This window comes from Leptospiraceae bacterium, from assembly GCA_024233835.1.
Taxonomy (GTDB): Bacteria; Spirochaetota; Leptospiria; order Leptospirales; family Leptospiraceae; genus JACKPC01.
Genome location: JACKPC010000001.1, coordinates 1717718 through 1738340, shown reverse-complemented (window position 1 = coordinate 1738340; position 20623 = coordinate 1717718). Strand labels below are relative to the sequence as shown.

The window sequence follows — 20623 nt, the reverse complement described above, 5'->3', positions numbered from 1 at the left end:
TTTCTAATTTAGAGATTTATTATAATTCTGTATACTCTGTAAGACTAATTTTTGATATTCTACACTAAATTGAAGTTTGCCCGAATCCTCCTCGATAATACTCCCATCTTTCAGTCTTTTATCAAACCAGTTCTCCACAAAACCGGGAGCATAACCACCTGTACTAATTTCTCCATCTCCAAATGCCAGCATATTCGGATAAGCTTTTAGAAACGTTTTCCTTGAACTTATCTTGCGATACTTACTATATAAATAAAATTGAATATCATAGACCAGATAGGATAAGTCATCCTCGTGCAGGGCAAAATAGCCTTTCTTTTGGCTGAGCTCGGTTAATAGGTTTCTTAGAATGTTCTCGAAGTTCTGCGCTTTTTCTTTTTTGAAAAAAGTCTTTAATAGCTTGGAGAACTTACCGCTTTTCAAAGTTTCGAGAGTTTTTTGAAAATATTCTTCGGACTTATCAAACTCCGAATAGGGTAAGAGTCCCCTGATAAATTCTTCAAAGTTTTTCGCAAGAAAGGTTTTACGGTAATCGTCTTCTTGATCCACATGAACAACTTCGGGTTCTCCCTCTTTGCCACATTTTGAGTAATCCAACATCACCATATCATGCCCGGCAGAAGGACAGTCACAGATATATACACCGGTGTCGGGATACTCCCATTCTTCTATCATAAATGTGGAGCCAAGTTGACCGCAAAGAGAATAGGTTTTTTCCCGACCGATTCCGAAGATACCGGTAATTTCAATGTAATCTCCTTTGTCATTCAGAGGGAAACAGGTATTTTTGGGCATTCCTCCGTTGTGCTGTTTCATGAGCTCTATGTAGGATTTAGGAAGCTTGTAGCCCCCAAGCTCGGTTTCTATGGATAGAATCAGCTTATCCTCCGGAAATTCAGATAAATATTTTTTAATAGCATATTCGTCATCATCCCAAAAGTCAGAAAAATCGAAGTCTGTAAAAAAAACTTGTTTCATATAATTTCTAAACCTGCATTTTTATTTTCGGATATAGATTCAATAAAGAAAGTCCTGATTGGATTAAAAACTCTAAAGATTCCATCAGATTTTGCAGATTGTATCCGGGTGGAAAAGCTATCTGTAACCTCTTATCCAGCACAAGGCTGATTAAGCCGTGCAAGAAAGCCCAAGAATAGAACGTTAAAAGATTTGCATCAATGAGGGAGGGAATAAAACCCTTATCGATTAAAGAACTGATAGCCCTTTTAAAAGTATTATAACTTCTTTGACTGGCAGCTTCTAAGTCCGGATAATCCGCTGTAGAGTTAATGATTCCGCTAAACATCAGTCGATAGTACTCGGAGTATTCGATTCCAAAACGTATATACATCCTGGCTATAGCTTCCATGGAACTTACATTCCCCGGAGGGCATTTTTCTAAAGTCTTGTTCAACTCCGATGTTAACAACTCAAAGCCCTGGGTAGAAAGCTCGGCAAATAAAGCTTCTTTGTTCTGGAAATGTTTGTAGATGGCGCCGTGTGAGACTCCTAATTGCTTGGCAATATCTCTCATGCTGAAATCATAAAAACCCCTCTCCTTAATTATCTTCATACCTTCTTCTAAAAAAGCGGCTTTCAGATTTCCATGATGATATTGAGCCTTAGGTTTTCTGGGCATATTACCAGAATAAAGAAAAAGTAGACAGTGTCAACTTTTTTACTTGACAGAATCTTTCTCAAAGTAGACAGTGGTTACATTGGGAATAAATTTCATCATCATGAAAGGATCAAGAATATGAGCAGTGTCAGCTTAAAAAAAACACAGGAAAATCATCTAAGTGAGCGAACTCCGGTAGAGCAATTTGGAGAAGATATTCGAAATATCTATAAAAGCCTAATGTCCCAACTGGGAGAAAAAGATCTAAAGCACATGCAAAAAATGAAAAAACTATCCTGGAGATTGCATAATATAGGTCGTCATAAAATTGCGGAAGCAAAGAATATTAGTACCTGGTTAAGCGGGATTAAAATGCTCAGCGGTCATTTTTGTATGGAGTTTGCAAACGGACACATGATCTTACACGGATGCTATGATAATCTACCCGGAAGTGATATTCGCTCTTCAGAGCACAGGTGGAATAGTAGTATGCTGGAAGAGGATTGGATAGTTGCACATAACGTCTATCATCATTCAGAAACGAATATTATCGGTAAAGATCATGATTTTGGATTTCTTCTTTTTCGAATCAATGAAAGACAGGAATGGTTTGTTCACCACCTGTTTCAGGTTCCATTGATCTTAATAGGACTCCCCTTAAACCTGACGGCTTTCATGAGCTGGTATATTAGTACTGCAAGAAAAGAAAGTGAAAAGCAGAAAGAAAGAAAGCCTTTTCCCAATCTAAAATGGCTTGAGAAGGTATTTCAGATGTATAAAGAAAACTATCTGGATTATCCCTTAAAGTCGGGATTAAATTTTTTTTCAACCTTAGTGGGGAATTATTTAGCTAAACTTTCAGCCGATACAATTTTTGTCTTTATGATAGCAGTTGAGCATTTAAACGATAATCTGGCCAGTTTTACTGAAGCTCCGGGTACAACGGAAGGAGAATTCTATCTGCAACAAATATTAAGTACTCTCAACTATTATGTGGATGAAAGATTTGAAGATATTTTTTTGGGTGGAATTAACATTCACATGGAACACCACTTATTTCCGGATTTACCACCAAATCGTTTAAGGGAATCTTCTTATCTGGTTCGGGAAGTATGTGAGAAATACGGAGTGCCTTACAAGTCAGAAACCTGGCTCAATTCTATTATAGAACTTATTGGTACAGGAGCCAAATATTCCTTTCCATTTTTTAAATATAAGGATCATAAGCAAAAAGAAATATGGAAAAAAATGACAGAGAGAACATCTACCTCAGGATTAAGATTAATAAAAAATAATCTAACTGAATATAAGTTAGAACTAAGGAACTCAGGTAAGACAGTTAAAGCTAATGGAAGCAATACGATACTAGAAAGTTTGGAAAAAACAGGAATGAATCCTGCTTACGGTTGCCGTAAAGGTGTTTGTAGAAAATGCAGTGTAAAAAAACTTTCCGGTAAAACAAGTCTTGAAGGAGATGCAGTTCAAACCCATGTGAAAATTTGCGTAGCCAAACCCGAATCAGATTTACAATTGGTTTTATAAATACCCCTGTCGGGTAATAAAAAACTCTATTAGAATGTTCATTTGCAGGTGAAATGCTTTTTCGCCTGCATTTCATACCACAGACTTTCAGATTAATTTCAAAACATTTTTTGTTTTAACATATTCAAAAGAAAACCTGGTATCAATAATAATTTCTGAGGGATGAACTTCGGAATATCCGATTGGGAAAACGTACGTTTTTCCTTAATAAGCCCATTTTCGATTAAAAAAATATCTAAACCTTCCCACTTTAAAATTTTTCCTTTCAATTCCATGGTACACCACCAATTGAAAAGAGCTTTTCCTTCTTCCGCATCATAGAAAAAATCTTTATGATGAAATAACATTTTTCCGTAGTATCCATTAAATTGGGGTTCAAATGCTTTGCGGATGTCTGCTTTTCCCCGGTTTTCCTTCCCGTTCAATTCAACATAGATGGCATCTTCCGCAAAAAATTCCATCACCATATCCAGGTTATTTGCATTAAAACCCTCGGTAAAGCGCTCTATTATATCTCGAATCTCTACCTTATTTTTGTTCTCCATACTATCCTTCTAATACACAATATACTAACAGTTAATCAAGATTAACCAAATAGTTCTTTATTGAAAACTTATTCTATTTATATTCTTATTTTTTCAAAGTAAAAGTCAAGCAGTAAAAAATATTTCAGCGATTGATGGTAGTGAACTTGTTATAAAAAAATACTTGGACAGGTCTTTTTGTAACTCCGGAATGTATCATCTGCTCTTCCTTTGATATATATGATTATCAGTATTTTATTATTATTTAATATTTTTATATAGCTTAAAACTGTAAATTAAGAACTCTGAAGCGAATACGCTGCATACGGTAAAGCTGCAAAACAGGGTGGATGCTGCATGGGTGATAATCATTGACCCAAAATCCAACGGTAGCTGGCCGGAAGATTTTTAGTGGAGACCAGATTAGGCCGAAATTTTTATTACTCTGCAATTCTAAAATTTTTTCCGAACATTAAATTATAAAGGAGATTTTATTATGCCAATCAGTTGGTTAGACCACAAAGGAAAAAAAATACTGTTTATTGACATGAAAGGGGCTACGGATGATGAGTTGATTGCGATTGTAGAAGAGCAAAAGAAAATCATTGATGAAGTATCAAAACCTGTATTATTGTTGAATGATTTTACTGATACATATGTATCCAAAGAGTATATGGATAAAGCAAAAGAATACGGTAAGAAACAGAAGCCTAAAATAAAAAAAACAGCTTTAATTGGAATAGTTGGTATGAAGAAAATATTAGTGTGGGCCTATATTAAATTTTCCAGCAATGATAATACTCAGATGTTTGATAATATTGAAGAAGCTAAAGAGTATTTGGTAAAATAAGATTCTAAAGAATACTACTTCTGAAATAATAAGCTTTACTACACTATCCGAAGGGCGGAAGAGGTAAAAATTTAAGGCATTGAGTCTTTTTTCGTTGTTTAAGAGTCTGGATATCGGGAGAGGAGAGGTAGTGAAAAAGAAGGTATTGCTTGATACATCCCACTTCATCTCCTGCCATCAACGGAACTTATTTTCCAAATACTTCCTCTAGCCATTATTGGAGTTCTACTACGAGGTCGAGTATTACTTCCTACGCGTGGTACGTCAATTTCGTTAATGGCTATGTTAGCAGCTACGGTAAGGCCAATAACTACTATGTCCGTTGTGTCTCCGGGCCGTAGTGGGTGATTTGGTTATTTGATTCTTCCCCCATTAGGCGGATCGATTTTTTTTCGAGGAATGTTTGTTTGTGTATGAATCAATTTATTGCATTAAGAGAAAAGGGAGAGTTCGTGTTGCCGATATTCTTTGAATAATAGCGATTGCCGGAACAGTTTCCGACACGAATGATACAATTGATTTTCACCCTTCTTAGGATCTGCCTTTTAATACGACTTACGCTGTGAAAGTTTCTACGGATGTCAAAGCTTTAGTTACGGAAATTCGGTACTATTTGATAATTCAATTGACAAATAGTACCGATTATTTATTGCTTTCCTGATGTATCCCCGAAAAATTGCAAGCAGTATCCAATTTTGACCATAACCGGCCCCAGGCAGTCCGGTAAAACGACATTATGCAAAATCCTTTTTCCTCACAAAAAATATGTAAGTCTGGAAAACCCGGATGTTTGCCAATTTGAACTGATGCAGAATGTAAGCCAATCTCTTGCCGGAAGGACAGGCCAATTACTCAATATGAATGAGATAGGCACATCCTGTGGTGTAAATCATAACACAATTAAATCATGGATTCATGTTCTGGAAGCCAGCTTTCTTATCAAGCTAATTCGCCCTTATTTTAAAAATATAAATAAGAGGTTAATAAAAGCACCAAAATTATTTTTTTTAGATACCGGCCTTGTCTGTTATCTTCTGGGTATTAAAAGTTTTGAACAAATTTTTTCTCATCCTTTAAAAGGAGCTATTTTTGAAACTCTTGTTTTTTCTGAAATCTTAAAAACCCAATACAACAGGGGTAATAAAGAAGATGTATATTTCCTACGAGATAAAAAAGGTCATGAAATAGACTTCCTTATCGATAAAGGGATTTTCGTAGATTTATGTGAAGTAAAATCAGCTTCAACGATAACTTCTGATTTCTTTAAAAACTTAAAGTATTATTCTAAAACAGAATTACAGATAACAAACAAATTTCTTATCTATGGAGGGGATGAAGAAAAAATACAAAATGAAGTAAATATCATGCCCTGGCAAAATGTAGAAAAATTGTTTGAGTGAATATACCCTGTCTACACAGTGTTATGGTTCAAGAAAAATCATTATAAAACTCTTTATTGGATACTCCCTCAAAAGTCTTTCTCTTCATCATACCAGATAAGATAAGAGTATATAGTAATACTCTCAATAACTTCCGGTTCTTCCGAAACGAACTCCGGTTTTGTCCGGTTGTCTACATAAATGATATAATGACCTTCCGTTAATCCTGCTCGTTTGCAGTAGTAGGCGAGTTGTTTTTTACCTTTTTTAAAATAGGAGGGGCTGTAGTATTTTTTTAATTCCAACAGATACTCATGGCCTTCAACATTGATAATCATATCGGTGTTGCCGAGAGATACAAATCCTTCACGATAAATTTTACCATCGAGTTCACGGATGAAGATACTGATAAAGGTTTCAAAGCTATAGATCATCGCAGCTTCCGGAATGGAAACAAATTTTCCCTCTTCATCTTTTTCCCGGAAAGGCCGAAAGCTACGAAGAGAGATGTGTTCTTTATAGCTATCGATTAATTTCTTAAAGTTAATTTTTCCATCTTCGTTAAGATAAGCTGTTGAGAGCATGTTCCGGGCAATACGTTCACTTTCCCCATTCGAATAGGGAAAAAAAGCATTTAACAACCTGTTTTTATAAAGAGGAACCCAGAACTCAATATTGCCGGTATCGTCTTTTTTAATAATTCCGTTTATATATAATTCTAATATTGCAGGTCTATCGATTTTGAAGGGGATTTTAGTTTCGGTAAACAAAAGCTCTTCAACAAACTTTCTATATTTTTTAGATTTATTGATTATATTACTCACATTCTTATCAATCGCTTCTGTAAGATACCATTCTTCAATTGTAAAATAGTCGTCTAAAGTGATTTCTTTTTTGCCCGGACAAAGCTCAACCAGTTTATAGGCAAAGCCATTCACAAGACCCGGCTGGTTGGCTGTCATACCGATTATTTTTTGTTTTACTTCATCGGAGAAAATTTGACCGGTTTCTGTTTCATGTTGCTCTAAAAGTTCAACGGTTTCTTCATTAGAAAAATATGATAAACTCAAATCATCAGCAATGTTAAAAGGACTGGCATTGTCCTGTATGATTCCTGTGATATTCGAAACTCCGACAAGGATTACGGATTTTAAGGAATGGTTATTACGAGAATGATAAGCATTACGAATGGAATGTAAAAATTCATTAAAAAATTCAGAATTAATTCCTTCGACTTCATCAATAATCAGAACAAGTTTTTTATCTGCAATCCCCTTTAACTGTTGGATTATATCTGAAATCTCCGTTAAAGATATATTTGTTCCCCAATTTTGGTTTATTTCCTGAACAAATGTTTTTAAAAAAGACTCCAGACTGGCATTCATATAGTTCTCAAAATTAATATGACAGACTTTATAATCATCTTTTTCCAGCTCCTTTGCCAGAAGACGAAAATAGGTGCTTTTTCCGGTTTGTCTTGGTGCCCAGATGGTGAAATAACGGCTTCTCTCAACCATATCACGACCTTTTGCCATTAAAGCAGGACGGAACAGGGTATAATGCTCCTCCGGAATATTCGGACCGGAGGTATTGAAATAACGAGGTCGTGCCATGTAAGAATCAGTGTAAGCAATCCTCTATTGCTGTAAACTATATTTTATTCTTGCTTTATTACATAAAAAAGCATATCATAAATATCGGATTCTCATCATGAAACGACTGGTATTTCTACTTCTCATTTTTCTTTCTTCCTGCATTGGAAGCGTAAATTACAATAACCTCTTCGAGCCCATGCCCGGTCTTTTTTTGCATTACCTGTGGTTGCAAAGGGACAAAACCCCACCAGATGTAAATTTTACCAGTCCTTATAATTACGAAACCAACTATTCCCGGAAACGCTTACAGCGGATAAGCTTATCTTAAAACAGGGATAAAGGATCTGGCGGGGAATGCTCTGGCGACGTTGGTGTACAGGTGATTTTGGTTATTTTTAGAACTACTTTATCTTTTTTGCATATTCACTGAAGTTTTCTTTGTAGCCGGGGAGGTCGGGATGGGTGAAATCCTCGAATATACTCTGTTCGGTATAGGATTCTTTAGATATTTCAAATATATAGATTTTCTTACTAAAGGGACAGATAACAAACCCGAGTTCAGTGCCGTTTGCCATCCAGATATCTTTCATTTTTTTCAGTGCCGGTTTTAAACCTCTTTTAGCAGAGACAATTTCAACCGCAAGACTCGGAGCTATGGGAATGCGGGAATACCAGCTAGCCTGTTCTTCCTGTGAAGCTTTACTGTAGGCTATATAAGAAATATCCGCCATTCTATGAAGATGTTTTCCGTCCGGGCTTTCGAGCATATAGCCTCCGTCTTCTGTGTATACCCTGCCGCTCTTTCTGGACTTTGCCCAGATAAAAAGGGAAGTTAAAACAGCACCTGTTAATAAACTTATTAATGCAAAAGTAGACATTTTAACAATGACCTCCTCTTTATCATCAAATTCAAAATGTGTTTCATCGTTCAGTTCTTCGAGTTGAAAGAATAGTTCTTCAGTAAAACCCGGAAGGCGTAAAAGAAAATTTTCATAGTCTCGAAAGGCGTAGGGGGGAGCTTCCCGGATAATCAATGTATTTTCTTGATACGATAAACTTAGTTCGGTATTGAGCCTCGAAAGTTCCTGAATGCGAGGAGGCAGCGGGTATTGTTCGGGGAAAATTAGGTGATAGGTCTCTTTTTCTTCCGGCGGTTTCATCTCAGTTCCCATTTAATTTTTCCATTTTACGTAATTGTTGAGAGTCTGTCAAGAGAAAGTATATTTAAAAAGAAAGAGTTTTTCTTCATAAAGATTAATTTTCTCTTGCCTTATTTATTAAAAAAGTATATTATAAATATCGGGCTCTCATCATGAAACGGTTGGTATACCTACTTCTAATTTTCTTTACCTCCTGCGCTCCGGGGATAAACTTTAATAATCCTTTTGAACCCTCACCCGGTTTGTTTTTGCATTATCTCTGGTTACAAAAGGATAAAACTCCACCCGAGGTAAACTATACAACACCTTATAATTACGAAACTAACTATTCCCGGAATCGTTCTATATTAATAGTATATGATGAACCCATTCTTTCTGAGTCTGTGAAGGAAAACACTTTACAGGTTTTTCATGCTACGACTCAGGTTCCGGGCAAATTAGAAGTAAATAGGAATACTCTAAAATTCATACCGACGGAATACTATGCAGCGAATAGCTTACATACGGTAAAGCTGCAAAAGAGCGTGAAAGATTTAGCGGGGAATGTGCAGCCTGTGTTCAAGGAAGATGTTTTTTACTTTACCACGGGTAATGATATAGACACAGAGCCTCCTATTTTAAAAACCAGCACTCCTCTGAATGCGAGTACGGATACTTTTATACTGAAACAGGGAGACACTGTCATTGAGACAGAGATTTCCTCTTATGGCTCTGTGGTACAGATACAACTTCCTAAGCCCGGTGTTGGGTTTCAACCTGTTGTTGGGTTTCAACCCAACACTACATATGCATTATTGATTACCACCGGGATAAAGGATCTGTCCGGCAATGCTCTGGCGTCTGAACAAACAATCAGTTTTACCACAACAGATACCTCGGACAGAACTCCCCCGGTAATAGAAACGGTGATTCCGGCGGATGGTTCAACGAATGTGTCGAATAATACTCTTATAACGGTAAATTTTTCCGAGGCTATAGATGTGAATACTTTGAATACCTCTTCTTTTTATATAGAAGAAATATTTGAAGATGGAAGTATCAAAAAAGTACCGGGTGCTGTAAGTGGAGAAGGCAGGAGTCTTATCTTTCGTGTGAATGAAAGTTTTCGAACGAGTACCAAACACCAAATCACCCTTATGGGTACGATAAAAGACCTGTCCGGCAATGCCATGGGGACCAATAAAACTTATAATTTTACCACAGGCAGACTTGTCACCTATACGGTTGGTGGAACTGTCAGCGGATTGAGTGGAACTCTAATATTACAAAATAACGGTGGAGATGAATTGACTCTTACATCCGATGGAAGTCTTACATTTACCACCGGTGTATCAAGTTATTATAGTGTGACTGCAAAAACACAACCCACGGGACAGACATGTACAGTTAGCAATGGCAATGGTACAGCCTCTGCAAATGTGAGCAATATAAGCGTGAGTTGTGTTACATCGGCTTTTCCTATCAGCGGGAATCTTTCAGGAATGGGGAGTGGAAAAAATATTGTTTTACAACTGAATAGTGGTAGTGATTTAACTTTAAATTCCAATGGAAGTTTTACTTTTGGAACAAACATCAATTATAATAATTCATATGCAGTAACTGTAAAAACAAACCCTTCCACTCAAACATGTACCATTCTCAATGCAACAGGAACAGCAACTGCTAACGTCTCTAATATTACGGTGTCATGTAATCCCTATATGGAATCCAAGACCTGGTATGTGGATAATAAAGATGGAACAATCTATGATAAAAGTACGGGACTAATCTGGCTAAAGTGTAGCCAGGGACAGACATGGAATGAAAACACAAATAGTTGTGATGGAACTGCAGTAAAATATCGATATTGTGACGTTAATAATAATAGTTGTAACTCTGATGCATCGGGAAATCCTCCCTATACTTTAAATGGAACCGGGACAAGCGAAGCTTACACACAATGCAATAATTTGAATTCTAATCCCCCTGCTGGATTTGCCGGAAGAACCAATTGGAGAGTTCCTTCTGTTACTGAGTTGGAGACTCTATTGGATCTATCAGGACAAAATTATTCTTCAACAGGGGCTTTGAACAATGGAAATTTATTTCCAAATACCATTGCTGGCTTTTATTGGAGTTCTACTACCTATGCGCCTAATACTACGAGCGCGTTGCTCGTCGGTTTCGTTACTGGCTATGTCCACAGCGTCTCTAAGACCTTTGACGGCTATGTACGTTGTGTATCCGGACCGTAGTGTAAATGGAAATTAATTTTTGAATTATGGAGTAAGAATAAAGTAGATAAAATGCTTACCTATACGATTGAAACATATATTATTGTAGACAAATATACGATATGATAGTATGGTTGTTCAAATGGAAGAATCGCTTTATTCTTATAATCCGTGGTGGGAAAATGATTTTAAGATAGAATTGTGGAATAGGAAAAGCCTTAAGGAAAAGTTCCCATTCTGGTTGAATGAAAATAGAATCCTTTTTCTTACAGGTCTCAGGCGGGTGGGAAAAACAAGTCTCATGAAATTGATGATCCACCATCTTTTAAAAAAAGGAATTAAACCTAAAAATATTTTTTATATCAGTATGGATGATTATTTATTTAAGAATAACTCAATCCACGAGATTCTCACTTTATATAGAAAAATATGCAAAATTAAATCTGAAGAAAAGTCTTATCTTTTTTTTGATGAAATCACATATAAAAATGAATATGAAATTCAGCTTAAAAACTTATTTGATAAAGAAAATTTAAAAATCATTGCTACGTCTTCTTCAAGTTCTCTTCTTAAAGATAAAAGAGCAAATTTAACAGGTAGAACTACAGTATTTGAAGTACAACCCCTGGACTTTTTTGAATTCCTGGATTTTAAAGGAATCTCAGTCAAAAAAAGAGATGCTTCTCTTTTAGATTCCTATTTCAAAGATTACATTAAAATAGGAGGAATGCCAGAAAATATTAATTATCCCGAAAGACAATATTTGATGGGACTTGTAGAAGATATTATTCAAAAAGACATAACGGCTTTTTACGGTTTAAAAAATAGTGACGTTATGCGTGACTACTTTTCTTTGTTGATGGAAAGAAGTGGAAAACAGATCAGTATAAATAAAATAGCAAAAATATTAAAAATTTCTCCTGATACTTCGAGACGCTATCTGTCTTATTTTGAAGCAACATACCTTATTCATCTTGTATCAAGATGGGGAAAAACAAATGAAAAAATATTGAGTCCAAAGAAGGTTTATGCAAGTGATCTCGGTATAAAGTTTTTATTCCATGGAGAAAGAGACTTAGGAAGTTATTTTGAAAATTATATTTATCTTCTAATAAGAAATAAAAGTAAAATATATTATTTACAGGAAGAAGTAGAACTGGATTTTCTTACTGAAGATAGAATATTAATAGAAGCAAAATATGGTACCGAGTTGAATGAAAAACAGAAAGTTCTTTTTGAAAAATTCCAAGCAAAAAAGAAGATAATTATTGATTCAATTATTAAAACAAAAGAATTAGAAACTATTTGATTTTCCTCCAACTTTGGAATTATCCAAATTAAAAAACGAAACAAACTGCAACTACGTTCGTTGTGTTCGCTCCGAACTGTAGTGCGTGAAAGGTAATATATACTGATGGATATCTTACTAAAAAAGATGAAAAAGAAAAAAACACTTGAGATGTTCGAAAAACTTATGTATATTCAATATGGAATTATGTGAAATTGTGTATAATTATATGAAAAAGTTCTTGTCTATAGTAACTCTTTTACTCTTCTCCTGCCTTGGAGAAATAAACTACAATAATGTCTTTGAACCCTCACCCGGTCTTCTCTTACACTACCTCTGGTTGCAGACTGACAAAACACCACCGTAGGTAAACTTTAGCACGCCTTATAATTATGAAACTAACTATTCCCGGATTCTATATTTCAAGCGGTTTTAGGTTTTAGAGCTATTTTATCTTTTCTACATATTCGCTGAAGTTTTCTTTGTAGCCGGGGAGGTCGGGATGGGTGAAATCCTCGAATATACTCTGTTCGGTATAGGATTCTTTAGATATTTCAAATATATAGATTTTCTTACTGAAAGGACAGATAACAAGCCCGAGTTCAGTGCCGTTTGCCATCCAGATATCTTTCATTTTTTTCAGTGCCGGTTTTAAACCTCTTTTAGCCGATACAACTTCAACCGCAAGACTCGGAGCTATGGGAATGCGGGAATACCAGCTAGCCTGTTCTTCCGGGGAAGCTTTACTGTAGGCTATATAAGAAATATCCGCCATTCTATGAAGATGTTTTCCGTTCGGGCTTTCGAGCATATAGCCTCCGTCTTCTGTGTACACCCTGCCGCTCTTTCTGGACTTTGCCCAGATAAAAAGGGAAGTTAAAACAGCACCTGTTAATAAACTTATTAATGCAAAAGTAGACATTTTAACAATGACCTCCTCGTTATCATCAAATTCAAAATGTGTTTCATCGTTCAGTTCTTCGAGTTGAAAGAATAGTTCTTCAGTAAAACCCGGAAGGCGTAAAAGAAAGTTTTCATAGTCTCGAAAGGCGTAGGGGGGAGCTTCCCGGATAATCAATGTATTTTCTTGATACGATAAACTTAGTTCGGTATTGAGCCTCGAAAGTTCCTGAATGCGAGGAGGTAGCGGGTATTGTTCGGGGAAAATTAGGTGATAGGTCTCTTTTTCTTCCGGCGGTTTCATCTTAGTAGTAGCCTAAACTGTTCATAATTGCTGTAAACTATATTTTTATTCTTGCTTTATTAAATGAAAAAGCATATCATAGATATCGGACTCTCATCATGAAATGGTTGGTAATTCTACTTCTTATTTTTCTTTCTTCCTGTACTCCGGGGATAAACTTCAATAATCCTTTTGAACCCTCACCCGGTTTGTTTTTGCATTATCTCTGGTTACAAAAGGATAAAACTCCACCCGAGGTAAACTATACCACACCTTATAATTACGAGACCGACATAGCCCGCAATCGCTCCTTTTTAATTGTGTATGATGAAAACCTTATTTCCACTTCTGCCAATGAAACTACCCTCTAGGTCTATGATGCAGGTGGTAAAGAAATTCAAGGAACTGTTAGCATTTCTAAAAATACCCTGAAGTTTACACCTTCCGAATACTATACGGCAAACACAAAACACACAGTCAAATTTATGAACAATGTCCGGGATTTAGAGGGTAATACACAGGAAAATCCGGTCGAAGAACTCATATATTTCACCACCAATAATAATATAGATAACGAATCTCCTTCTATAAAAACCAGCTATCCGGCAAATTCTTCCTCTGAGATAGTTAGAAATACATCTATCCAATTGGTATTCAATGAGGCTTTAGATCCGGATACGGTGAGTAATGAAACTATTATCTTAAAACAGGGAGACACTATATTAGAAAAAGAATTAGAGTTTATCGGCAGTGTCGTGCAGCTTAAACCATCCGCCATCTTTTCCTCCTGGACAAATTATACAATTTTCATTCAAACAGGAATCAAAGACCTTGCCGGTAATTCTCTTGCGACAGCAACAAACATAAGTTTTACTACCAACGATATTTTAGACAACTCTCCACCTGTTGTGGAAACTGTGATTCCGACAGATGGCTCAACGAATGTGTCGAATAATACTCTTATAACTTTAATTTTCTCAGAAGCAATTGATATAACTACTTTGAATACTCAATCCTTATCTATAGTAGAGATTGATAAAAATGAAAATAGTAAAAATGTTCCGGGAACTGTCAGCGGAGAAGAAAAGACTCTAATCTTTCGAGTGAATGAAAGCTTTCGCACCAGTACGAAGCACCGCATCACTATTCTTGGCACAATAAAGGATCTGGCAGGAAACTCTCTGGGCGAAAATAAAACCTACAGTTTTACCACAGGCAGACTTGTTACCTATACTGTGGCAGGAACAGTAAGCGGATTGAGCGGTACTCTTGTATTACAAAAGAATGGTGGAGATGATATAACTATCACTTCTAATGGTAGTTTTAAATTTTCCACAGATGTTGCGGGTGATTATAGTGTAACAGTGAAAACCCAGCCCACCGGGCAGACATGTACAGTTAGCAATGCTAGTGGAACTGCTATTACTAATGTTACAAATGTAAGCGTGAGTTGCCAGAGTTTTACCATCGGAGGCACAGTAACAGGACTCAGTGGAATGTTGGTACTACAGAACAACGGAGGAGATGAGCTAAGCATAAATGCCGATGGCAACTTTACCTTTTCTAAATCAGTAGCGTATTTGTATAACGTAACCATCAAAACCCAGCCTGCCGGTCAGACCTGTACACTTTCCAATGGAATCGGAACAGCTACAGCCAATGTCTCCAATGTCAGCGTAAGTTGTGTAACCACAAATTATACTATAGGAGGGGAATTATCGGGTATGGGAAGTTCTAAAAGCATTGTATTGCAACTGAACAGTGGAAACGAATTGACTTTAAATTCCAATGGTAACTTTACCTTTGCAACTAATATCAATTACAATACTTTCTATGCAGTAACAGTAAAAACAAACCCTACCGATCAGACCTGTACTGTTCTTAATGCAAGCGGAACTATAACTTCTAATGTATCCAATATTGTAATATCCTGTGATCCTTATATGGAAGCAAAGACCTGGTATGTTGATAATGGCGATGGCACAATCTATGACAAAAGCACAGGACTGATATGGAAGAAGTGTAGTCAGGGACAGACATGGAATAATAATACAAATGCTTGTGATGGAAACGCAGGAACATATTATTATTGCAATGAGATGGATAATGACTGCAATGGAGGAAACAATACGGGAATTCTGGGTACATTTCTGAACGATGGTTCCAGTACAGCATATAACTCCTGTAATGATTTGAATACAAATCCAACAGGTGGTTTTGCCGGGAAAACAGGTTGGCGGGTACCTACAATTGAAGAATTAAAGACATTGATAGATTTATCCGGAGAGAACGAAGATACAGGAGCAAAAATTAATGGAATTTTCTTTCCTAATACAATTTTGTCCGGCTATTGGTCGGCGAGTGGCCTCATTTCTTCTGACCTCTCCGCATGGTACGTCTACTTCCTCAATGGCTCTGTCGACAACTACACTAAGACCTATTATCTCAACAATGTCCGTTGTGTTCGCTACGGACCTTGAGTTGAGGATTTTTAAAGTTTAATAAATGGAGTTTTTATGAAAAGCTATATTAGTATATTATTATGCTCCCTATTATCGTCTGCTCTTCTATCCGATACACTTACTCTAAAAAACGGAAAGGTAATTGAGGATGTCAGGGCCAAACTTACAGAAACTCATGTCCATATTACCTATTCGAGCGGTAGAACGAACGAATTTAAGAAGGTTGTAGTAAAATCGCTAAAACTAAAACCGGTGCATTGGGCATTGGCTCAGGCCCTCGGACAACATCGCAAGGAGCTCTATGAAAAAGAGAGAGTCAGGGTGGCCGATGCTTTTATGAGCAATACAGATTGGGTTATCCCGGAAGACGAAAAGCCAAGGCTCGTGTTCATTAAGTTCCAAATAGGCACAGGTATACCAAAAGAAAAAGCAGAAATGTATAGTAATCTCTTAAAAACGAAAATCACTAAAACAAATTTGTTTTCTGTAATCGACAGCAGGAGTATAGAAAAAGCCCTGGCCGGAAAGAAATGTATAGGCTCCGACTGTGCTGCCCTGATTCCGGTAGAACTAAGAGCCAATAAGATTCTTACCGGAACTATTTCCAGAGCCGGAACCCATATTTTTATAAACGCTGATGTTATAGACATTAAGAAGCAAAAGGTGGATTTTTCGGAAAGTCTTTTAATAGAAGAACTTTCAGAAGAAGGAGCAGAAGAATCTGTGGAGTTTTTAGCGAAAAAGATTACCGGTGGAACCATGGAGTATTTGGAACAACAATCCCTAAAAAACCCTTATGAGGGTAAATCTGTAAAATGGCCGATGATATGGCGTTCCACACTGGTGCCGGGCTGGGGTCAAAGAAGAGATGGTTCTAACCTGAAAGCGATAAGTTTCTTTTCAGCAACAGTGATAAGTGCATTGGTCTATGCAGTTTCTTATAGAAATTTAAAGAAGCGGGAAAAGGAATACCGGGATTTCAATGGCTGGCCCTATGGTACTAATCCAGATTTTCTTTCCTCCTACTATGGTAATAGTTTCTGGTTAAGCTATATGTTGAATGATAAAAACCATACTCGCTTAAAGCAGGCCGAACAAAAAGCAAATACCTATGCAAAAATTGTAGGTGGTATCTGGATGATAAATATAATCGATGTAATCCTATTTGCAGAAGGGGAAATGCCTCCTAAAAAGAAAGTCGATGTCAAATTATCTTCCGATAGAATGATAGGAGCGGATGGAAATTCCGGATTCTATATTTCAAGTGGTTTCAGTTATAGGTTTTAGAATTATTTTATTTTTTCGTAACTACACAGCGGAAAAAAGGCCTGTACAAGAAAAACAAAGAAAGAAAAGGACAGCCACAATAGCAGTAAACCCTCATCAACCGATGGTTCAAAGAATAAATTTGGTGTATTTTATCCTGAAACAGAACTTATCTCTGGACTAATGCCTTTCTCCATAAGCTTTAAAAAAATCCTGGCTATGTTTCTACAATCATCAATTCCCCTGTGATGCCACCCGACTAAGGGCAGTTCCAGGGCTTTTAGCATTCCTCTCATACCCGGAGCTTTTTCTACTCCCTGAGCGTCACAGAAAGAATGTTTCACATTATGCCATTGTTGATATATAGGTGGAACCACTTCTATTACAGGTTCGGAATGTGAACATTGTGCCGGAAACCCGGACTTAAGATCCCAATCACCGCAGGTAACAATAAATGCATTATTCTCCGTCAAATCATGGCTCTTTAACCAGGCAAGGTGCTTTTGGAATACATCAGGAAATAATTCGGCTTTATCCACATCTTCCTGTTGTATAGAAGTAAGCTTTTTGCAAAAATCGGTTAATCGGGGATGATGAATCGGTCGAACAAAAGACTGAAACTCATCGATTACTTCCCTGCGCTCAAGAGACACCAAAACTGATGGAAATTCTATAATTTCCTGAGGACTTATCCGAGGTCCATCCTGGCAGGTGGCTTCAAAATCTAAAATGATTGCATGTGTATACATAAAAAATTTAGCTCCTTTTAGCTTATTCTATCAAAACCTATATTCTCTCAATAAAAACTTCGTCTTCCACTCCCGAACCATACCAGATGTTTCTTCTGGGAAATTCTGTATGTGTCAGGTTGGTTCCTTTATATTCTTCATATTGAACTTTTTTATAGGCAACTCTGGCTCTGTGAAAAATTTCCACAAAGTCCCTGTATTCATAAAGAATCCAATCCCCTTTGATTTTTAAGTATTCCCCGGGTTTTGTTGTTTTTTCAAGATGATGCCAAACCGGTCCTGTATAGGAAAAAACTTTTGGCTTTTGGACAATCATCAAGTAGTAGTTTTCTTTGTTGCAATTATCCTGCTTTTTTTCCTTTTTTAGACTGACCTGTTTATCCTTCATACAGGTACTACAGTAACAGGGTTTTCTCCAGTAATCGAGATAAAAAACCTTTTGATTTTTTTTATTTAACAATTTTCTCAACTCTTTATTAGGTTGATATTCCTTATCCGGAATAGTTTCTGTCATATAGTATTTAGAATTTTCGGCAGAAATTAACTTGCCATTCTCGTCTTTTGCCCAGATGCATTTCCCTCCAATATGCGAAGGGTAACAGGTGCTAGAAATATACCAGCTTCCGGAAATGCATACATTCCCCATTTTGCAGGTGGGTGGTGGTTGTTCATGTCTTTTTCATTTGCTGTGTATCTATGCTGCTTATAGCTACCTATATTACCAAAACGAACAAAGCGCAGATCTTTGATTTTCATAGTTTTAGCCATTATTTATTCTCCAGTTCTACAAGTTTATCATCATCTGATCTAATTTGATCCCAACATTTTGAGCGTTCTTCATAATTTTTTGAATAACTTACTTTCTCACGATAGCATTTCATTCTTGTCTTATAAGAAATCTCTTTATCCGGAAACTGTTTCACCATTTCATTTGTACGTTTTTTGTCCCGATATGTTTTACTCATTGTAGAACTCCCTTCTGATAAAGGCATTCCCAGACATCTACTAAAATAGAGATGCTATCAGCCTTGCGCTGAATAAATGAGTATAAACTTATAGAGACCAGGTAAACGGAATCAAAAAAAGAAACAGTTTTGTCCATTACTAACTCCTTAAATAGTAGTTAGTAGCTGGTGCTGCCTCCGATGATAATGTGGGTGTTCATAACTTCCTCCGTGAAATTGAACAGGGTGAAAAGCAATCCTTTGCTTCTATGTATATTTTGACGAAGTAAATGAAAAAAAGTTTTGCTTTTTTTCTCTAATTTAGATTATATTTTCTCCAGTAGTATATTCCTATAATAATAGGAGTCTTATTTTGAATCTACAAAGAAAAAAGTGAATATAGTCGGCATCTATGAATACTTATATACTTTATGAATCCTCAGAAGATAACTCATTGCTGTTTATTTCAACTACAAACAGCTTAAGCATCCCGGTCGATGCAAAAGAGATATGGCGAGTTACTGCCAAATCCTGGGAGATAGCCTGTCTCAAACGTAATGAGTATCTTAATTGGGAACCTTATAAACCCCTCATTAGCTCCGAGAAAGACCTGCAAGACCTTATTCCTGAAGACAAACATGACACTGACAACGCAAGGTTACTGATAAATCTCGGTTATCCTGCTATTTCACCTGTTTTATTGGATATTTTTGCCTGCATTCAGGATTTTAATTGGCCGATTGCCAGAGAACTTACACCGTTTTTGATTTCCCTGGGACGAAAGAGCCTGGATACAGTTAAGAAAATTTTCCTCACGAATGATGCTGTCTGGAAGTACTGGGTAATACAGGAAGTCATTGCCAAAATGCAAGCTTCGGAATTGGAACAGTTTATTCCCCTATTGCAAAACCTGAATGAAAATCTTTCTGCTGAAGACATAAAAGAAGAAGTACACCTGGCAATTGACGAAGTTTTTACTGCTATAAAAACTCAGAATGACTCATTTTTCAAATCCTCTTTTCCCCCATGCTGAAGCATGGGGCTAAGAAGAATTTTTCTATATTATTAGAATTATCTAATAAGCTTTAGCCTTCCCCTGATATCTTTATTATTGGTATAAATCATATTTTAAATTCACTTCGCTTGCACTAGCGGAAAAGAGGTTCAATTTTTTTTAAAGGACACTTGACTTTTCTCACCTTACAACTTAATTTATGAAATGAAAGGATTTTATATATTGAAAGAGTATAAATTTCAACTATTTCCCCTTCGGTTTTTAAGCGGAACGTTTGACCGTTCCGAATTAGAAGCCCTATTTCAGACTCATTGGAAAAATGGTTTTCGTTTTGTGAAAAGGGAATTTTCTCTCGAACCAAAAAAGGTATTTGTTTTTTTTCAGAAATTAGCTTTCGGCATTCTATTCGAAAAGAATCCTGAAATCCCGGAAAAAAATAAGGATGTTCTACTTCTGGATTATAAAACCCGTTTTTTCACCTCTACAATAGATATGCAAAGGTTAAGCAGAACCTTAAATGAACCCGCTGCTATGGGTTATGATCTGGTATTTGGCTTTAAATATCCGGCCCGCTTTTTCTTTATCTTTCCAAGGGAATGCTATTTTTTTATCTTCACGAAACCTGCATCAGAATCGAGTTCTCCCAAAAAGATCCATCTTCTTGAACACCATTACAGGCTGTGGACCCAGACTATAGATGAAAAGGCCTATGAAGCCGATTTAAACCATTTTTTAAAAGACAAGGAATTGAAGTTTTCCTTGAGAGATGAAAAACGAAAATTTGGCGGTTTACTTCTATTAAGAACAGCAGTAGTAATCGCTCAATCAGGTTAAA

Annotated in this window: 24 protein-coding genes; 13 read left to right on the top strand and 11 right to left on the bottom strand. The window is 36.5% G+C overall.

What is annotated here, in order from left to right; translation table 11 throughout:
- Positions 1-3 precede the first annotated feature (3 nt).
- Together H7A25_07950 and H7A25_07945 are read right to left on the bottom strand one after the other, a co-directional pair.
- Positions 4-978 (bottom strand): SMI1/KNR4 family protein, encoded by a 975-nt coding sequence (locus tag H7A25_07950; GenBank protein ID MCP5499818.1) that lies wholly within the window; start codon positions 976-978, stop codon positions 4-6.
- A 7-nt stretch (positions 979-985) separates the two neighbouring features.
- On the bottom strand, positions 986-1573 hold the full coding sequence (locus H7A25_07945; protein ID MCP5499817.1) for a TetR/AcrR family transcriptional regulator: 588 nt from the start codon (positions 1571-1573) through the stop codon (positions 986-988).
- 183 nt (positions 1574-1756) lie between these two features.
- On the opposite strand from H7A25_07945, the gene H7A25_07940 reads away from it, so the two are divergent.
- Positions 1757-3160 carry a fatty acid desaturase gene (locus tag H7A25_07940; GenBank protein MCP5499816.1) on the top strand — a complete coding sequence of 468 codons (1404 nt, stop codon included), beginning with the start codon at positions 1757-1759 and terminating at the stop codon, positions 3158-3160.
- Between the two features lie 98 nt (positions 3161-3258).
- Here the strand turns inward: H7A25_07940 and H7A25_07935 are convergent, their stop codons facing one another.
- Entirely contained in the window at positions 3259-3705 is a 447-nt protein-coding gene (locus H7A25_07935) for a nuclear transport factor 2 family protein (GenBank protein ID MCP5499815.1), read from the bottom strand.
- 475 nt (positions 3706-4180) lie between these two features.
- On the opposite strand from H7A25_07935, the gene H7A25_07930 reads away from it, so the two are divergent.
- The 3 genes from H7A25_07930 to H7A25_07920 all read left to right on the top strand — a co-directional run bounded on the left by H7A25_07930 (position 4181) and on the right by H7A25_07920 (position 5934).
- A complete protein-coding gene (locus H7A25_07930) occupies positions 4181-4534 on the top strand; it encodes a hypothetical protein (protein MCP5499814.1) in 354 nt (117 codons plus the stop codon).
- Between the two features lie 149 nt (positions 4535-4683).
- Positions 4684-4875, top strand: a complete 192-nt coding sequence (locus H7A25_07925) for a DUF1566 domain-containing protein (protein MCP5499813.1) — start codon at positions 4684-4686, stop codon at positions 4873-4875.
- Between the two features lie 354 nt (positions 4876-5229).
- Positions 5230-5934, top strand: coding sequence for a DUF4143 domain-containing protein (locus H7A25_07920; GenBank protein ID MCP5499812.1), 705 nt, complete (start codon positions 5230-5232; stop codon positions 5932-5934).
- 68 nt (positions 5935-6002) lie between these two features.
- Here H7A25_07920 and H7A25_07915 read toward each other — a convergent pair whose 3' ends face one another.
- The gene (locus tag H7A25_07915) at positions 6003-7526 is read right to left on the bottom strand and encodes an ATP-binding protein (protein MCP5499811.1); all 1524 of its coding nucleotides are present in this window, start codon (positions 7524-7526) and stop codon (positions 6003-6005) included.
- A 97-nt stretch (positions 7527-7623) separates the two neighbouring features.
- Here H7A25_07915 and H7A25_07910 point away from each other — a divergent pair, with 97 nt between their 5' ends.
- On the top strand, positions 7624-7836 hold the full coding sequence (locus tag H7A25_07910) for a hypothetical protein (protein ID MCP5499810.1): 213 nt from the start codon (positions 7624-7626) through the stop codon (positions 7834-7836).
- Positions 7837-7909: 73 nt separating this feature from the next.
- On the opposite strand, the gene H7A25_07905 is transcribed toward H7A25_07910, so the two are convergent.
- Complete coding sequence (locus H7A25_07905) at positions 7910-8668, bottom strand: Uma2 family endonuclease (protein MCP5499809.1); 759 nt, start codon at positions 8666-8668, stop codon at positions 7910-7912.
- Between the two features lie 152 nt (positions 8669-8820).
- Between H7A25_07905 and H7A25_07900 the strand changes: the two genes are divergently transcribed.
- The 3 genes from H7A25_07900 (at position 8821) to H7A25_07890 (ending at position 12536) form a co-directional block, all read left to right on the top strand.
- Positions 8821-10902: an Ig-like domain-containing protein gene (locus H7A25_07900; protein ID MCP5499808.1), complete on the top strand. Its 2082-nt coding sequence runs from the start codon at positions 8821-8823 to the stop codon at positions 10900-10902.
- Positions 10903-11023: 121 nt separating this feature from the next.
- The gene (locus H7A25_07895; protein MCP5499807.1) at positions 11024-12190 is read left to right on the top strand and encodes an ATP-binding protein; all 1167 of its coding nucleotides are present in this window, start codon (positions 11024-11026) and stop codon (positions 12188-12190) included.
- A 178-nt stretch (positions 12191-12368) separates the two neighbouring features.
- Positions 12369-12536, top strand: coding sequence for a hypothetical protein (locus H7A25_07890; protein MCP5499806.1), 168 nt, complete (start codon positions 12369-12371; stop codon positions 12534-12536).
- Positions 12537-12614: 78 nt separating this feature from the next.
- On the opposite strand, the gene H7A25_07885 is transcribed toward H7A25_07890, so the two are convergent.
- Positions 12615-13373, bottom strand: a complete 759-nt coding sequence (locus H7A25_07885; protein ID MCP5499805.1) for a Uma2 family endonuclease — start codon at positions 13371-13373, stop codon at positions 12615-12617.
- Positions 13374-13471: 98 nt separating this feature from the next.
- Here H7A25_07885 and H7A25_07880 point away from each other — a divergent pair, with 98 nt between their 5' ends.
- The 3 genes from H7A25_07880 to H7A25_07870 all read left to right on the top strand — a co-directional run bounded on the left by H7A25_07880 (position 13472) and on the right by H7A25_07870 (position 17101).
- A complete protein-coding gene (locus tag H7A25_07880) occupies positions 13472-13723 on the top strand; it encodes a hypothetical protein (protein MCP5499804.1) in 252 nt (83 codons plus the stop codon).
- A gap of 114 nt (positions 13724-13837) precedes the next feature.
- Positions 13838-15832, top strand: coding sequence for an Ig-like domain-containing protein (locus H7A25_07875; protein ID MCP5499803.1), 1995 nt, complete (start codon positions 13838-13840; stop codon positions 15830-15832).
- Positions 15833-15868: 36 nt separating this feature from the next.
- Positions 15869-17101, top strand: a complete 1233-nt coding sequence (locus H7A25_07870; GenBank protein MCP5499802.1) for a hypothetical protein — start codon at positions 15869-15871, stop codon at positions 17099-17101.
- Between the two features lie 131 nt (positions 17102-17232).
- Here the strand turns inward: H7A25_07870 and H7A25_07865 are convergent, their stop codons facing one another.
- The 5 genes from H7A25_07865 to H7A25_07845 are packed head-to-tail and all read right to left on the bottom strand — an operon-like array spanning position 17233 to position 18931.
- On the bottom strand, positions 17233-17829 hold the full coding sequence (locus tag H7A25_07865) for an exonuclease domain-containing protein (protein ID MCP5499801.1): 597 nt from the start codon (positions 17827-17829) through the stop codon (positions 17233-17235).
- 37 nt (positions 17830-17866) lie between these two features.
- Positions 17867-18343, bottom strand: coding sequence for a hypothetical protein (locus tag H7A25_07860; GenBank protein ID MCP5499800.1), 477 nt, complete (start codon positions 18341-18343; stop codon positions 17867-17869).
- A 26-nt stretch (positions 18344-18369) separates the two neighbouring features.
- Positions 18370-18597, bottom strand: a complete 228-nt coding sequence (locus H7A25_07855; GenBank protein ID MCP5499799.1) for a hypothetical protein — start codon at positions 18595-18597, stop codon at positions 18370-18372.
- The gene (locus tag H7A25_07850) at positions 18597-18794 is read right to left on the bottom strand and encodes a hypothetical protein (GenBank protein MCP5499798.1); all 198 of its coding nucleotides are present in this window, start codon (positions 18792-18794) and stop codon (positions 18597-18599) included. The genes H7A25_07855 and H7A25_07850 overlap by 1 nt, the downstream gene beginning before the upstream one ends.
- Entirely contained in the window at positions 18791-18931 is a 141-nt protein-coding gene (locus tag H7A25_07845) for a hypothetical protein (GenBank protein ID MCP5499797.1), read from the bottom strand. The genes H7A25_07850 and H7A25_07845 overlap by 4 nt, the downstream gene beginning before the upstream one ends.
- Before the next feature lie 254 nt (positions 18932-19185).
- Here H7A25_07845 and H7A25_07840 point away from each other — a divergent pair, with 254 nt between their 5' ends.
- A complete protein-coding gene (locus H7A25_07840) occupies positions 19186-19806 on the top strand; it encodes a DUF5071 domain-containing protein (protein MCP5499796.1) in 621 nt (206 codons plus the stop codon).
- A 204-nt stretch (positions 19807-20010) separates the two neighbouring features.
- The gene (locus tag H7A25_07835) at positions 20011-20622 is read left to right on the top strand and encodes a hypothetical protein (protein ID MCP5499795.1); all 612 of its coding nucleotides are present in this window, start codon (positions 20011-20013) and stop codon (positions 20620-20622) included.
- Position 20623 lies beyond the last annotated feature (1 nt).